Origin of the sequence: Flavobacterium psychraerolatum, from assembly GCF_025960985.1 — a bacterium.
In the GTDB taxonomy this organism is placed as follows: Bacteria; Bacteroidota; Bacteroidia; order Flavobacteriales; family Flavobacteriaceae; genus Flavobacterium.
In genome coordinates this window covers 112,124-128,232 of sequence record NZ_JAOQMX010000005.1, presented here as the reverse complement: position 1 = coordinate 128,232, position 16,109 = coordinate 112,124, and the positions used below count along the sequence as shown (strand labels likewise).

Below are 16,109 nucleotides of genomic sequence, written 5' to 3'. Positions count from 1 at the left end.
GTTCTAAAATTACTACATAAAATTCAGATAATTTGATGCTTATTTCAGTAGTTATTTAATAAGTGTGTAAAGTTAAACCAAAAATAAAATATAGAATGTTTCTTTTTGTTAAAAGGAATTAATCAACAAATTCTTGATCAATATAATCATGTTTCAGAATCGAAATTCCTTTTTGAAAAATAAGGTTGTTGGGATAAACGATGATTTCACCTTCTTTGGTAATTAAGGCAATATGAAATGCTTTGATGTCTTCAATTTCGCCAATAATCGGAAAATCTTTATCATGAATTTTGATGATATCCCCAATTTTGAAAGGAAAAGAGAAAAAGAGAATAATTCCAGCAGTAATGTTACTCAAAATAGACCATTGTGCCACCATCGCAACTCCAACTACAGTTGCGATTGATGATATGGCGATGATAATATCTTTTGGATCTACTCCCCAAATTAATATCAATGCCAAGATGGCTATGATATTGACAAGTAGGTCTAAATATTTGATAACCAAATTAGTTCTATGCTCAATTCTAAGCGTCGCTTTAGCAAACTTACGAACTGCCAAAGAAACAATTATTCTCAAAATGATAACAGCAAGAATTACAGTTCCTGTTGACAGTACTTCTTTTGCTGTGAAATCAATATTAAATAGTGACATAAGTATGGTTTTATTCTAAAGTAGTTAAATATTTATATACTTTATCTACAGGCATACCCATAACGTTTGCATAGGATCCTTCAATTTTTGAAACTCCGACAAATCCAATCCATTCTTGAATACCGTAGGCCCCCGCTTTGTCAAAAGGTTTGAATTTTTCTATATAAAAAAGAATGGCTTCATCACTTAATGTATTAAATGTTACCTTAGTTGTTTCACAAATTAAATGTGTTTTTCTATTCGATTTAAAGCAAACAGAAGTAATGACATCATGAGTTGCATTCGATAATGATTTTAAAATTCGAAAAGCTTCCTCCTTATCTTTTGGTTTTCCCAAAGCATTTTCATTGTGCCAAACAATTGTATCACTAGTAATCAATATTTCATTGTCGTTCAATGTGCCTTCAAAAGCAGAGGCTTTTAATTGGGCCAAATAATTGGTGATTTCTCCCGCTTTTAATTCTGGAGGAAAAATTTCTTCAATTTCTTTAAGTCGAATTTCAAAATCTAATTCTAAATCCTTGAAAAATTGTTGACGTCTTGGGGAGCCTGAAGCTAGTATTAATTTGTATTTTTTTAAATTGGAATTAAGCATTGTATTTGATATTTAGGTTGAGTACAAGAATGGAAAAGATACCAAAAAGTAAAATCCATTTTAATAAAATACTCAAAGAGTAAAATTCTTTTTGAGTTGTGGCTGTTGCTAGTTTTGCAGAAAATAAAAGTAAAGGTGCTAAGATTAAAACGATACTATAAGCCATTGCAATATACAGTCTAAAGGGTAATAGATAAGTATTTATATAAATTGTAATCAAAATGATGGGAATAAAACTTAACCCTAATACAATGTTTTTACTTCTTTTTATCCCCAGTATAATCGGTAATGTATTCATTCCTTGGTTATAATCTCCGTTTATATCTTCCATATCTTTAACTAATTCTCTCAAAAAGTTAATCATAAAAGCATAGAATGCATAATCCATTAACACCGAAAATAAACTGCCCATGACAGCTTGGTTATTGTTAGTGATGGCAGGGTATAGATTGAATATTCCGATGATGAGTACGCTTATCGAAAGTAATAGTGCAACGATTAAATTTCCTATAATTGCCATTTTTTTCAAGGTCGTTGCATACATATACAAAGTGGCTGCTATCACGATGAAAAGTGAAGCGAAATTTGGTTTACCGATGATGTTAGCAAGATAAAAACCAATGGCGACCCCTATAGAATTAAGGACAATATAAATGTTATAGGCTGCTACCTCTGAAATTGATTTACCTACAATACAATCTTTGGGTTTATTGATTTGATCGGTTTCTTGGTCTAGAATATTATTAATAACGTAACCTGCAGCAGCAATCAAAACCGTGCTTAAAATCAATAAAACATATTGCCAATCGTTCAAGGCCAAAGGAATATTTTGTAGGTTCAAAAAACCATATCGAAAAAGTAGCTGCATAAAAGCAAGCAGTAACAAATTTTGGTAGCGTATTAATTTCAAGAAATTCATGGGATAATATTGACCAATTTTAGTTGTTGTAAATCTCTGCTTATCGAGGGAATCTAGTTATTGTTACCTTCGAAATGTTTCATCCATTTTCCTTGAACTTTCATAACTTGTTCAATCACATCTCGAACGGCACCTTTTCCACCATTTTTATGCGAAATGTATTTTGAGATAGTCTTGATTTCGGTACAAGAATCTTGAGGACAAGTGGATAAACCAACCAATTTCATCACATGAAAATCGGGAATATCGTCACCCATGTACAAAACGTGTTCTGGATTGATACTGTATAATTCGGTATATTCTTCAAAAGTTGCTACTTTGTCGGGAGCTCCCAAATGAATATCTGTAATTCCGAGATTTCTTAATCGAATGCGAACCCCTTCATTTTTACCACCAGAGATGATGCAAACGTTGTAACCACTTTCTATTGCAGCTTTCATGGCATAGCCGTCTTTAATATTCATTGTGCGGTGCATTTCACCATCATTATCAATAAATACAGAACCATCTGTTAATACGCCATCCACATCAAATATAAATGTGGTAATTTCATTCATTATTTCTTTATAACTTTTTGCCATTATCTTGAATCGATTGTGTTAGAATTTTATATAATTGTTTTTGTTTCGAGTGTGTGAGTAGTGTTTCGTGTGCTATTATGGTTTTGGAATCTTTTCTAATCGCAGGTCCTGTTTGTGCTTGTTGGGGAGAAATACTCCTTATTTTTGCAGCGGTCTCCTGAATTAATGGATGCAATATCTCAAACGGAAGCTGGTGTTCATCACAAATTTCTTCTCCAATTTGGTATAAGTGGTTGGTGAAATTATTAACAAACACAGCTGCTACATGCAAAGCTTTTCGTTGGACTGAATTTATGTTGTAAGTTTTGTTCGAAATGGCATTAGCTAGCAGTTTGATGCTCATGTAATCTGCTTCGTTTTCCGTTTCCAAACAAATCGGAATCGTTTCAAATGCTACTTTTTTGTTTTTTGTAAATGTTTGTAGTGGATAGAAAACACCTTTCTTGTTTTTTGAATCTAAAGTATCCATAGGCATTGCTCCCGAAGTATGTACTACCAGTTTGTTATTGAAAGGCAATTGAGAAGCGACAGTATTTATAGCATTGTCTGAAACAGCAATAATATAGACATCAGCTTCTTTTAACTGTTGGAAATCGGATATAATGTGTTGTTTTGGAACTAAGTGTGCAATGTTATCAACTGTTCGAGCGTATACTTGAATGAGTTGAATCGATTTTTCGGATTGTTCTGCTTCTTGAATGGCAACAATAAGATGTTGTGCCAGATTTCCAGAACCTATAACTACTACTTTTACCATAGACCAAAATTAACAAAAAAAATTGGTACTAGTCCTAATCTAAGGAATAGTTAATGCTATAATTATTTGGTTTAGATGTTAACTCGTAAAGAATCTTTACAAACATTAATTTCTTGCTATAGTCAAGGGACTATTTGTAACAGGTTATGGATGCGAAAGGTGGTGAGATGCGTTTGTATTATTTCATTAATACTGCTATTTTTTTTCTAATAATAGGGTTCCAAATGGAGTAGCCTAACGCGTTCAGATGCATCCCATCTTCAATAAAAATAGCTGTTTTTAATTTTCCATCTTGATGTAACATAGGTGAGGAAAGATCAATGAATTCTACATTTTTTTCCTTTTTACTAAATTTTAAAAGTTGTTCATTGGCCGCCATTTTATTCTTTCGAATATCTTTTCCTATAAAATCATCTATCATAACTGGCTTCATTGAAAGCAGGAGTACAATTGTTTTTGGGAAATCATATTTAATTTTATGAACTAATGCTGTAAAAACGTCTACTGCCTCTTTTGGTGATTTACCTTGTTCAATATCTATGTCACAATAAATAACTATAACGGAAGGAGCATATTTTTTTACAAGTAAGTCATAGTTTTCAATTATTTCAAGCATATTCATGCCTCCAACTCCTCGGTTTATGATGGGGAATTCAGGGAATGAAAGGGAAGTTTTCCAGCCTGCGATACTGGAGCTACCTATAAATAAAACTGATTTTTTGGGAAATGAATTTCTATCATCAAAGTTCTGAAAATTTTCAACTGCTATATTTATTCTAATTTTTCGAACACTGTCTATTTGCTCATTGTTCTGTTTGAATTTAAGTTGGTTTTGATGGTACAGTGATATTGTTTTAGCATAATTCTCGGGATGTAAATTGTAGTCTAGTTTTTGGCTATGCCAATAAGTTCTTGATTCTTTTAAAAAAAGTGCTCTGGATTCTTTATTAACATTGTTATTTTCTATAGCATTCGTTAGGAAAGAAATATACTTTTTGTCATTGTCTATTTTAATATTTTCTTGCGCGAAAGTAGCGAAAGTTGAAGATAATAGCAGTATAGCGGTTAGTCTAATTATTTTTTGGTTACAATTATTCAGTATTGTCATTGCTTGGTGTAGTTTTGTATTTAACTCATAATTAACGACAAGTTTACGGAATTTTTTTCCTTTGACCAAATCGTTTCAATTCATATATAGACTTTGAATTATCCAATAAAATACTCTAATTCCAAAGTGCTACGTGAGGGATAGAAGAGGAAAGCCCGCAAACTAGTGAAGCGATAGCGGAACTGGTTGAGGACTTGCAACGAATAGCCCGACCCGTTTTTTTACGGGTCACGCCCAAAATAGAATACTTGAATTAATATACATTTCGTAACTTTAATTAACTTTAATTAACTTTAATTAACTTTGAGTTAATATGAGATAAGTTAAAGGTAATATTTGCATAGTAAATAGCTATTTTTGGTCGTTACTTTGTGAAGGGACTATTAATTTTTTTTGAAAATAAATTTGCCCAAGAATATCGTTTAATACAAAAGAAAAATAAATGAAAATTAAATTTGCTTTAGGGGGATTAATAGTCTTGTTTGCTACGGGATGTAGTGCGCAGGTAAAACCAGCTTCAAAACCCAATATTTTGGTCATTTTGTGTGACGATTTAGGTTATGCCGACGTTGGTTTTAATGGGTCTCCAGACATCGTTACACCTGAGTTGGATAAATTAGCCAAGGAAGGTACGATTATGACATCGGCTTATGTAGCGCATACTTTTTGTGGACCAAGTAGAGCAGCCTTACTTACGGGACGTTATCCATCAGAAATTGGTACACCTTATAATTTGCGTGACGATGGTAGAGCTACTACTAGCGGAGTACCAGTAGAGGAAACGTATATGAGTAACATGATGCACGATGCAGGTTATTATACTTCATGCATCGGAAAATGGCATTTGGGTGATAATACCCAATTTCAACCGAACAAACGTGGATTTGATGACTTTTTTGGTTTCTTAGGAGGTGGACATAAATATTTTCCAAACCTTTTTCAACCTTATTACGAAAAACAGAAGAAAGCAGGTGCATACCCTATCAACGTTTATTTCACCCCTTTGTTGCATAATACAAAGGAAGTCGTTGAGACAGAGTACATCACAGATGCTTTTTCTAGAGAAGCAATTCGTGTAATTAAAGAATCGAATAAGAAGAAAAAACCATTCTTTATGTACTTAGCCTACAATGCACCTCACGTGCCTTTGGAAGCAAAAGCAGAAGACATGAAAGTTTTTGCTAATATCAAAGACAAAGACCGTCAAACCTATGCGGCTATGGTATATGCTGTAGATAGAGGAGTGGGTGAGATTGTAAAAAGCTTGAAAGAAACAAAACAATACGAGAATACATTGATCGTGTTTTTGAGTGATAATGGTGGTAATTTTGACCACGGAGCCAATAATTATCCGTTGAAAGGGACGAAAGGAGATACTTTTGAAGGTGGTTTCCGAGTACCAATGTTCTGGCATTGGCCAAACAAAGTAGCTGCTGGAGTTCGTTTTGATCATCCTGTTTCGGCTTTGGATTTATACCCAACTTTTGCACATCTTGCTAAAACTAATTTGCCTAAAGGTAAGAAAGTAAGCGGAAAAAATATTTGGGCCGATTTAGCTGCCAATACAAGTCCTCACAAAGACGAAATGATCTATGCATACCGTTACCGTGAAGGATATACTGATGTTGCTGCTAGAAAAGAAGATTGGAAATTGGTGCGTATGGCCAACGAGCCTTGGCAATTGTTCAATATTACTAAAGATATCGGCGAACACCATGATATGGCTGGTCAATTCCCAGACCGTGTACAAGAAATGATTACCGAAACTAAAAATTGGACTAAAACACACGTTAAACCATTATGGTATTACTCTCAGAAAGATGCAGAGTATTGGAAATCGGGTCAGTTACCCAATTTTGATGATACATTTGAAGTTGAAAAACTTAGAATGTCACCTATAGAATGGGATGAGAAAAATGCAAAATAAACACTTTTTGCAATAAATATAAAAAGGTATTCAAGACATTAACCCGTCTTGAATACCTTTTTTTTTTAGATAAAAATTCTTTGGGCATGCCGCAATCCTCCACTATCGTTGCGGTTTGCGTCGGGCTGTACACTGTATCTTTTTTGATTTTGAAAAAAAATCAAAAAAGGATGCCGCTCCCATCCCTCATGCGTGCACTATGTTCAAAAGAATACTAGAGTGTTATTTACAAACTTTTTCCGCAACGACTATTGAGAGCAAAAGACAATTATTACCCTAATACAGTGATATATTGTTTATCGCCAATGGTTTTAAATAAAATTGACTATTATAAAGTATAATCTATTCATTCTGCAATTTCTAATCATGTTTAACTCATAATAACAGAAGTAGAAAGAGGAGCCATTCCTTGTTGAGAATTAAGCATTCAAAATTAGTTTTATTATTATTTTTAAGTCTAATAAAATATTATGTATTGTAGTTAAGCATTATTTATCATTTTCAATCCCCTATAGTATAAAACCAAGCTTTTGCTTAAGTTTTAACTTATTCGTTTTTTGAATCAAAACTTATCCTCCTCGTTTGATACCGATCGACTTATAGTTAGAAGCGATACACTTTTTATGCTGAAGTAAAAACAACAAAAATACTTATAGTTTAACAAATTAATCCATCACTATGTTTAGATAAGCATCTTGTAGCTAATGATTTTTGCATAGATAAACTTTAAATCTTTTTGATAACCTAAAATTTTTTACTCAGTTTAAATGAATAATTAGTTTTATTTCTTAATAATGTTAAATTATATATTTAAATATTTTGATTTTAAATTGTTGATATTCAGTATGGTGATTTTATTTTTTGTTTTTTTTAACTTTTTTTAAAACTATAATTAGAGTTCTCACGTAAATCTTATTATAACCATTAAAATTTTATACAATGAAAAAGTCAAAAATGATTTTAGGAATGTCGCTAGTAGCGATAACAGGTTTAACCTTAGTAGCGGCCGATCACATTGATGCTCCATCTGTAACTGGTAATGCAGCTGATATTACTGATTTTTATGCTTTTCAGGGACAAGACACAAACAATATGGTGTTTGCAGTAAATACACAAGGTCTTTTGAGTCCAAATGCTACAGGAGCAGCAGCTTTTAATGAGAATATGATGATAGAGGTTAACATCGACAATACTGGTGATAACAAAGAGGATTTGGTGATCCAAGCGATTCGCAAAGGTAGTAAAATGTATTTCTTTGGACCTTATGCTCCATCAGTTACAGGAAAAACGAGTATGATTGATGTAAGTAAAGCAAGTGGTAGTGTTGAAATCTCAAAATATGGAGCTACAGCGATCACATCTACCGAAAATGGAATGAAGTTTTTTGCTGGACCGAGAGATGATCCTTTTTTCTTTGATTTGGGTCAATACCAAGATGTTTTGGCTGGAAAAGCGACAGGGTTTAAAACTACGGGTGTAGATACATTTGCTGGAACAAATGTGTTATCGGTGGTGATTGAAGTTCCAAAAGCAAAATTAGGAACTGCTGCAAGTTTGAATACTTGGGTTGAAACTAAGAAAAAACAATAAACGTAGTTAAGTCAAAAAATTAAGATTTCTAAAATCATAGAAGTCAAATACAATTCAAAAATAAAATATCATGAGAACACTAAAAAATATAAAGTTGATAACAGTTGTACTAGTAGGTGCAATGGCAGCTGTGAGCTGTAATGACAATGATAATAACGATACTGCCGTAACATCATTAGATTTTTCGGGTACGTATGTACAACAAGATCAAATGGGACGCCCTGCAATAAATACTGTTTTTGTTGCCTCTGGCCAACCTAAAGATGATTTTAATGCTACAATACCCTCTGAAATGGGTGCGAAATACCAATCAGTTTTTAAAACAAGACTTTTAGCTTTAAATGGTAGTTATACAACCAATGCTTTAAAACTTGATGCAGATGCTTTTACAGGGGTACTAGCAACAGATGTGTTGGGTGTTTCGACAACAAAAACAACTACTTTCTTTGACGGTACAAACGTTTTGACTGGTAGAGCTTTGGGTGATGATGTAATTGATACAGAATTGTTGTTAATCTTTGGTGGTCCAACTGGAGGATCAAATCCTGGATTAACAAAGGATAATGTAAATAAAAATGATAAAGATTTCACTGTAGCTTTCCCTTATTTAGCGACGGCCTGGTAATTAAAATTTCTATTATATTTCAATAAAAAACAGAGTGTTGACAGATTAGGAAGCACTCTGTTTTTTTGTTTAAAAACAAACAAATTCATATACATACTAAAAATTATGAAAACGATAAAAACTTTACTAGTGGCAACCTTAGGTTTGTTAGTACTAGTGTCTTGTGAACATACTGAAAAACAAATTACAAATCCCAAAGATTATCAAGCCTTTTTGGATATTAAGGAAAATAAAGGATTGAATTTTACCTTGGAAGAAATCAAATTTTGGGAAGCAAAATACCAATCTGATACGGTACAAAAATCGTATTTGGGAATTATTGCAGCCAAGTATTCAACTTTATTTCAATACACTGGAGAAATCAAAGATCTTTATAAAGCCGATGAATTACTATCGAAATCAAACAAAGCTAGTGATTATAGCAAAGTAGGAACCTTGCGTTCTTTGGCACGAAATTATATTTCACAGCATCGCTTTAAAGAAGCTTTGGTCTTGGCCGATAAAGCTTTGGTAATTGGTGAAGGTAAGGCAGAATCTCAGAAATTATTATTTGATGTTCAAATGGAATTAGGCAATTATGATATCGCTTTGAAAAATTTGGAAGCGATAAAAGATATGAATGATTATGATTACCTAATAAGATTGGCAAAGTGGAATGATCACAAAGGAGATCTAGATACTGCCATCACTTTTATGGAAAAAGCAAGAACAATTGCAGAAAAAGAAGATAATAAAACATTGAAAATTTGGTCGTATTCCAACTTAGGTGATTTTTATGGTCATGCTGGGAGGGTTCAAGACTCGTATGATAGTTATTTGAAAACCTTATCTATTGATCCAAACTATACGTATGCATTGAAGGGGATTGCTTGGATTGTTTTTTCTCACGAGAGAAATACTCAAGAAGCCAAACGAATTATTGAAACTATTGAGCGTACACATTCTACACCTGATTTTTTATTACTAAAATCTGATATAAGTTCTTTTGAAGGCAAGCAAGATGAAGCTAAAAATTATAAAATAGCATATTTTGACTTATTGGCAAAAAATAATTACGGTGCAATGTACAACAAATACAATACCTTGATATATGCTGATGAGAAAATAACGGCTACCAAAGCACTAGAAATAGCAAAAGTAGAAGTAGATCATCGACCAACGCCGGATTCTTATGATTTGTTGGCATGGTCGTACTTGAACACAGGAGATGCAAAAAAAGCATTGGCTATTGCAAACGAAAAAGTAGTAGGAAAATCACATGAACCTCATATTCAATATCATTTGGCGATGATTTACAAAGCCAATAATGAAATTGATAAAGTTATACCATTAAAAAAAGAATTAAGTACTAGTATTTATGAATTAGGACCTAGTTTTGCTCAAAAAATTGAAAACTTATAATGTTATGAGAATACTATTTATACTCCTTTTTATTCACCTATCCTTAATCGTTACAGCTCAAAAGAGTAGTGGTGTTGTGGTTGATGGTCTAGGAAATACAATAGAAAATGCTAATGTGGTGAACACTGCTTCTAGTACGCATGCCCATAGTAATGAATTAGGACTCTTTAGTATTCAAAATACTGAAATAGGTAGCACCTTGAAAATAAATGCTTTTGGATACAAAAAGCTAGATTATGTAGTACAATCAGGTGAAAACAGAATCGTTTTGGAGGATGCTATTTTCAAATTGGACGAAATTATTATTCAGCCAACTATATCTGCAATGAATGTAATTTCGAAAATTGATTTGCAGACGGCTCCTGTAAATTCGTCCCAAGAAATATTACGAAAAGTTCCTGGATTATTTATAGGACAACACGCTGGAGGTGGTAAAGCAGAGCAAATTTTCTTGAGAGGCTTTGATATAGACCATGGAACAGATTTGGCGATTTCTGTCGATGGAATTCCTGTAAATATGGTTTCGCATGCTCATGGCCAAGGATATGCCGATTTACATTTTGTAATACCAGAGACGGTTGAAAAACTAGATTTTGGAAAAGGGTCTTATTATGCAGATAAAGGTGATTTTGCCACTGCTGGTTACGTAGCTTTTCAAACCAAAGAAAAATTAGATAAAAGTATGATAAGTTTAGAAGTAGGACAATTCAATACACAAAGATTGATTGGAATGTTCAACCTTTTGGGAAATCAGAAAAAGCAATCCGCTTATATCGCTACTGAATATATATTGACTGATGGTCCTTTTGATAGTCCACAAAATTTTAATCGTGTGAATCTATTAGGAAGATACACCACTTTGATTGATGAGAATAGCAAGTTTACATTAACAGCATCTCGTTTTTCTAGCCGTTGGGATGCATCAGGACAAATCCCGCAACGTTTGGTTGATCAAGGATTGATTTCTAGATTTGGATCTGTAGACAATACCGAAGGGGGAAATACAGCACGTACCAATATAAATGGTGCGTTGGTAAAATCGATTGATGAAAATACGTTTGTAAAAGCAAATCTTTATTATTCTAAATATGATTTTGAATTGTATTCAAATTTTACTTTTTTTCTATACGATCCCATCAATGGTGACCAAATCAAACAAAAAGAAAACCGCTCCTTATATGGTATGAATTCTGAATGGAACAAAAAACTAAAATTGGATGATTGGAATGTTTTGTTGCAAGTTGGAGCAGGCTTTAGATCAGATGCTACTACTGATACAGAATTATCACATACCAAAGGTAGAACAACACTTATCAATCCTGTAAAACTAGGAGATATTGAAGAGTTTAATGGTTTTAATTATTATAATGCCGAATTTAGACATGGAAAATGGATGATTAATCCTGCAGTTCGGTTTGATTATTTTAAGTTTAATTACCAAGATAAACTAGCAGCAACTTATGCTACACAATCGGAAACGGAATTCAAAGTGTCACCAAAATTAAATTTTATTTATACTCAAAATAACAGTTTACAATTCTTTTTAAAGACTGGTTTTGGTTTTCATTCAAATGATGCTAGGGTCGTAGTAGAAAATAATGGAAAAGAAATTCTGCCCACCTCATTTGGATTTGATTTTGGTTCAATTTTTAAAGCGAGTCCAAAAATACTAGTAAATACTGCATTGTGGGCATTGTACTTGCAACAAGAATTTGTTTATGTAGGTGATGCAGGTGTGATCGAGCCTAGTGGAAGAACAAAACGTATGGGGGCAGATTTGGGAATTCGTTATCAAATTAATGACTACTTATTTTTGGATACGGATCTTACCTATACCCATGCCAGAAGTAGAGATGAACCATCTGGACAAAACTATATTCCGCTTGCGCCCGATTTTACTGCTACAGGAGGTTTAAGTTTTCAAAAATGGGATGGCTTTTCTGGAGGTGTACATTATCGTCATTTAAAAAGTCGTCCTGCAAACGAAGATAATTCTATTGTTGCCAAAGGTTATGGTATTATAGATTGCAATATTAATTATGAAGTTAATAATGTGACTTTAGGTTTGGCTGTTCAAAATATTTTGAATACTGCGTGGAATGAAACACAATTTGCAACCGAAACAAGATTACAAAATGAAACCAGTAGTGTTGATGAAATTCATTTTACACCTGGAACACCCTTTTATATGAAAGGGAAAATTAGTTATAAATTTTAGAGATAGATTTTTGTTTGTTTTTTTTTAAGGTCTAGTGTTTTTAGTATGGCACTAGACCTTTTTATTTTCTATAGGTACTTTACTGGAAAATTGTAATAATTACTTAGTGGAGAACTTTTCTCGAAAGAATTGATAAACTCAAACGTATTTTATCATAGGATATTTGCTCTTCAAAATGATCAAAATAAGGTTTTAATGCCGTTGGGCTTTCTAATGTGATTTTTGCTTTAGCAATTTTTTCTACATCTTCAGCACTTACAAATTGATAGAGATCAATAGCAGCGCCATCTTCATATAATTTTGCAATATGAGACATGATGGTTCCCAACCCCAAATTACGCTGTTCTGCTATAACTTCAACACTTAAACCACTTTGAAACATGGCAAATGTCTCTTTATATGTGCTAGATACTTTCTTTTGTTGCAATGCTTTTGTTTTATGGAAATCAGTTACTGCAGTAATGAAAATAGTACCATATTTTTCTAATTTGGCTTTTCCAACTCCATCAATAGCAATAAGTTCCTCTTCGCTCATTGGACGATGTGTTTCTATCTCACGCAATACAGCATCACTAAAAATGACATAAGCTGGAACCTTGTCTTTTTTTGATATCTCATACCGTATGGTACGTAATATTTCGAATAACGAATCTTTTTTAGGTTTAGCAGCTCTTGATTCTTTAGCTGTTGCTTTTTCGGCGATTTCTTTTTGTATTGTTGTTAATTGTACTTTTTCACCATTAAATAAAACTTCGTGAGCTAATGGTGTCAGTTTTATTTGGTTTTTGAGGTGAAAAGCAATCTCACAATATCCTTGATTAATTAATTGAATAATATATTGGTTCCAATCGTACCAAGAAACGTCTGTACCTACGCCGTATGTTTTCAAGTTGTGGTATTGATTCTCTAGGATATGAGCATTCTTTGAACCTCTCAAAAAATCAACAATCACAGGCAATGCTTCTGATTCTTTTAATCGAATGATAGCCGAAAGTGCTTTTTGTGCTAAAATAGTTCCATCAAAAAAGGCAGGCGGATTTTTGCATACATCACAATTACCACAATTTTCGGTTACTATTTCTCCAAAATAGGAGAGAAGTATCTTTCGACGGCAACTTACAGCATCTGCATACTGTTTCATGCGTTCTAATTTTGATAACTGTACTTCGGAATTTAATCCTTGTGAGGCAAATTTTTGTAACTGGATTACATCACCATAACTTTCAAATAAAACCGTTTCAGAGGGTAATCCATCTCGACCAGCACGACCAATTTCTTGGTAATACCCCTCGATATTCTTTGGTAAATTATAATGTATCACCCAACGTACATTCGATTTGTCAATTCCCATTCCAAAAGCGATTGTTGCGCAAACAACTTGGCAATCATCATTAATAAATTCATCTTGAGTTTTTGCTCTAGTGTTGTTGTCTAATCCTGCATGGTATGCTTTGGCATTGACACCTGTTTTTTGCAATTTCTCAGCTAGTTCTTCTGTTGTTTTTCGACTTAGACAATAAATAATACCACATTCATTAGGTTTTTGAGCAATAAAATCAATAATTTGTTTCACTCTATCTAGTGCGGGACGTACTTCCAAACTCAAGTTTTTCCTATCGAAAGAAGAGATAGAAATCACTGGATTTAAAAGGTTTAATTGATTGCTTATATCTTCACGGGTTGCTTTGTCAGCAGTTGCAGTTAATGCTAATATTGGAGTGGTAGGGAAGCGTTTTTTTAGGTATCCCAAATTGGTATAGGCAGGTCTAAAATCATGTCCCCATGACGAAATACAGTGTGCTTCGTCTATAGCAATTAGACTTACTGTAACTTGATTAAAGGTGTTTTCTAAATAAGACAAGCTTTCAGGTGCTACATATACGAGTTTTATTTTTTGATTTAAAATATTTTCAATATGTTCTTGCTGTTCTCCGCTAGATTGACTGCTGTTGATGTAGCAAGCTTCAATACCGTTGGCTTTCAAACTATCTACTTGATCTTTCATTAAAGCAATCAAAGGAGATATCACGATAGTAATACCCGGAAATAATAAGGCAGGCAATTGAAAACAAATTGACTTCCCTCCACCAGTAGGCATAATTGCTAAAGCATCTTTTCCGGTTAAGATTGAACTAATAATTTTTTCTTGATTAGGTCTAAATTTTTCAAAACCAAAATTATCTTTAAGCGTTTCGTGTAGCAGTGTGGATGTCATCATTCAATAAAATAAAAAAGATAGTAGTAATATAAAAAAAGGAACTCAATATGGAGTTCCTTTTATATTTAAATGAAGAAATTAATCTTCGTCGTCATCATCATCGTCGTCATCTGAGCTTTTTCGATCATCAGAATCTTCGTCATCATCATCCAAATCAGGTTTGTCATGATTATCATCTTCGTCATCATCATCGTCAATGTCGTCATCCAAATCTACTCCTTTAATTGGTGTGATTGGTTCAATCTCATCATCAATTTCATCATCTTCATCATAATTTTCGATTCGGTCAGCCAATTTAGTACTCACTTTTACTAAATAAATAGTGTCTTCAGTACGTACTTCTACCGCTTCAATCAATTCATTCTTAGCATTTCTAAAACGAATGATGTCTGAATCATCATAGCCATCAGGGAAACGTTCCACTAATAGGTTTAAAATCTCGTTTGTAAGTTTTGCGTAATCAACAATTACTCTTTTCATAATGATACTCTATAAGTCTAATAAATAAGCAAAAATTAAAGGTGCCACAATAGTAGCATCAGATTCGATAATAAATTTAGGAGTTTTAATATCTAATTTACCCCAAGTGATTTTTTCATTCGGTACTGCCCCTGAATACGAACCATAACTAGTTGTTGAATCAGAAATTTGACAGAAATAGCTCCAGAAAGGAATGTCATGCATTTCCATATCTTGATACAACATAGGAACAACACAAATTGGGAAATCTCCAGCAATACCTCCACCAATTTGGAAAAATCCAATTCCGTTAGCACTATTTTTTGGATACCAATCAGAAAGGTATACCATGTATTCAATTCCAGATTTCATTGTCGATGCTTTCAACTCTCCTTTGATTACATAAGAGGCAAAAATATTACCCATTGTGCTATCTTCCCATCCTGGAACGATAATAGGTAAGTTTTTCTCAGCAGCAGCATACATCCAACTGTCTTTTAGGTCAATTTCGTAGTATTCTTCTAAAACACCCGAAAGCAACATTTTGTACATGAATTCATGAGGGAAATAGCGTTCCCCTTTATCATCTGCATCTTTCCAAATTTTGAAAATATGTTTTTGTAATCTTCTAAAAGCTTCATGTTCAGGAATACAAGTATCAGTCACACGGTTCAATCCTCTTTCCAAAAGATCCCATTCGTCTTGCGGTGTTAAATCTCTATAATTAGGTACTCTCTCGTAGTGTGAGTGCGCTACCAAGTTCATGATATCTTCTTCAAGATTTGCACCTGTACAAGAAATGATTTGAACTTTGTCTTGACGAATAATTTCGGCAAATATTTTACCAATTTCGGCTGTACTCATTGCTCCAGCCATACTTACCATCATTTTAGCACCGTTGGCTAATTGTTGTTCGTATGCTTTTGCTGCATCTACTAATGATGCTGAATTGAAATGCAAATAATGCTTTTCTATAAATTGGCTAATAGGTCCCTTGCTCATTTTGTTTTTTTTAAAGATATTTTTAATCTGTTTTATTGAAAGAGATTACAATTT

At 33.2% G+C, this 16,109-nt stretch carries 14 protein-coding genes; 5 read left to right on the top strand and 9 right to left on the bottom strand.

The features are described from left to right. Window positions 1-118 precede the first annotated feature (118 nt). From M2326_RS03695 to M2326_RS03670, 6 genes are all read right to left on the bottom strand, one after another. Complete coding sequence (locus M2326_RS03695) at window positions 119-655, bottom strand: mechanosensitive ion channel family protein (RefSeq protein WP_264618200.1); 537 nt, start codon at window positions 653-655, stop codon at window positions 119-121. A gap of 10 nt (window positions 656-665) precedes the next feature. Then, on the bottom strand, window positions 666-1,250 hold the full coding sequence (locus tag M2326_RS03690) for a Maf-like protein (protein WP_264618199.1): 585 nt from the start codon (window positions 1,248-1,250) through the stop codon (window positions 666-668). Further along, window positions 1,243-2,169, bottom strand: coding sequence for a geranylgeranylglycerol-phosphate geranylgeranyltransferase (locus tag M2326_RS03685; RefSeq protein WP_264618198.1), 927 nt, complete (start codon window positions 2,167-2,169; stop codon window positions 1,243-1,245). Before M2326_RS03685 ends, M2326_RS03690 begins: the two co-directional genes overlap by 8 nt. 53 nt (window positions 2,170-2,222) lie before the next feature. Then, window positions 2,223-2,750, bottom strand: coding sequence for a KdsC family phosphatase (locus tag M2326_RS03680; protein ID WP_264618197.1), 528 nt, complete (start codon window positions 2,748-2,750; stop codon window positions 2,223-2,225). Beyond that, the gene (locus M2326_RS03675) at window positions 2,734-3,507 is read right to left on the bottom strand and encodes a Rossmann-like and DUF2520 domain-containing protein (RefSeq protein WP_264618196.1); all 774 of its coding nucleotides are present in this window, start codon (window positions 3,505-3,507) and stop codon (window positions 2,734-2,736) included. Before M2326_RS03675 ends, M2326_RS03680 begins: the two co-directional genes overlap by 17 nt. A 178-nt stretch (window positions 3,508-3,685) precedes the next feature. After that, window positions 3,686-4,684, bottom strand: coding sequence for a GDSL-type esterase/lipase family protein (locus tag M2326_RS03670; protein WP_264618195.1), 999 nt, complete (start codon window positions 4,682-4,684; stop codon window positions 3,686-3,688). 373 nt (window positions 4,685-5,057) lie between these two features. On the opposite strand from M2326_RS03670, the gene M2326_RS03665 reads away from it, so the two are divergent. The 5 genes from M2326_RS03665 (at window position 5,058) to M2326_RS03645 (ending at window position 12,376) form a co-directional block, all read left to right on the top strand. Next, window positions 5,058-6,542: a sulfatase family protein gene (locus M2326_RS03665; protein ID WP_264618194.1), complete on the top strand. Its 1,485-nt coding sequence runs from the start codon at window positions 5,058-5,060 to the stop codon at window positions 6,540-6,542. A 939-nt stretch (window positions 6,543-7,481) separates the two neighbouring features. Beyond that, window positions 7,482-8,132 carry a DUF4331 domain-containing protein gene (locus M2326_RS03660; RefSeq protein ID WP_264618193.1) on the top strand — a complete coding sequence of 217 codons (651 nt, stop codon included), beginning with the start codon at window positions 7,482-7,484 and terminating at the stop codon, window positions 8,130-8,132. A gap of 70 nt (window positions 8,133-8,202) precedes the next feature. Continuing rightward, window positions 8,203-8,757: a DUF4331 domain-containing protein gene (locus M2326_RS03655; RefSeq protein ID WP_264618192.1), complete on the top strand. Its 555-nt coding sequence runs from the start codon at window positions 8,203-8,205 to the stop codon at window positions 8,755-8,757. A 105-nt stretch (window positions 8,758-8,862) separates the two neighbouring features. Further along, window positions 8,863-10,158 carry a tetratricopeptide repeat protein gene (locus tag M2326_RS03650; RefSeq protein ID WP_264618191.1) on the top strand — a complete coding sequence of 432 codons (1,296 nt, stop codon included), beginning with the start codon at window positions 8,863-8,865 and terminating at the stop codon, window positions 10,156-10,158. Window positions 10,159-10,162: 4 nt separating this feature from the next. After that, on the top strand, window positions 10,163-12,376 hold the full coding sequence (locus M2326_RS03645; protein ID WP_264618190.1) for a TonB-dependent receptor: 2,214 nt from the start codon (window positions 10,163-10,165) through the stop codon (window positions 12,374-12,376). Between the two features lie 103 nt (window positions 12,377-12,479). Here M2326_RS03645 and recQ read toward each other — a convergent pair whose 3' ends face one another. From recQ to M2326_RS03630, 3 genes are all read right to left on the bottom strand, one after another. Beyond that, the gene (gene recQ, locus M2326_RS03640; RefSeq protein ID WP_264618223.1) at window positions 12,480-14,591 is read right to left on the bottom strand and encodes a DNA helicase RecQ; all 2,112 of its coding nucleotides are present in this window, start codon (window positions 14,589-14,591) and stop codon (window positions 12,480-12,482) included. Window positions 14,592-14,672: 81 nt separating this feature from the next. Further along, window positions 14,673-15,074, bottom strand: a complete 402-nt coding sequence (locus tag M2326_RS03635) for a DNA primase (RefSeq protein ID WP_264618189.1) — start codon at window positions 15,072-15,074, stop codon at window positions 14,673-14,675. A gap of 9 nt (window positions 15,075-15,083) precedes the next feature. Next, window positions 15,084-16,055: a deoxyhypusine synthase family protein gene (locus M2326_RS03630; protein ID WP_108741494.1), complete on the bottom strand. Its 972-nt coding sequence runs from the start codon at window positions 16,053-16,055 to the stop codon at window positions 15,084-15,086. Window positions 16,056-16,109 lie beyond the last annotated feature (54 nt).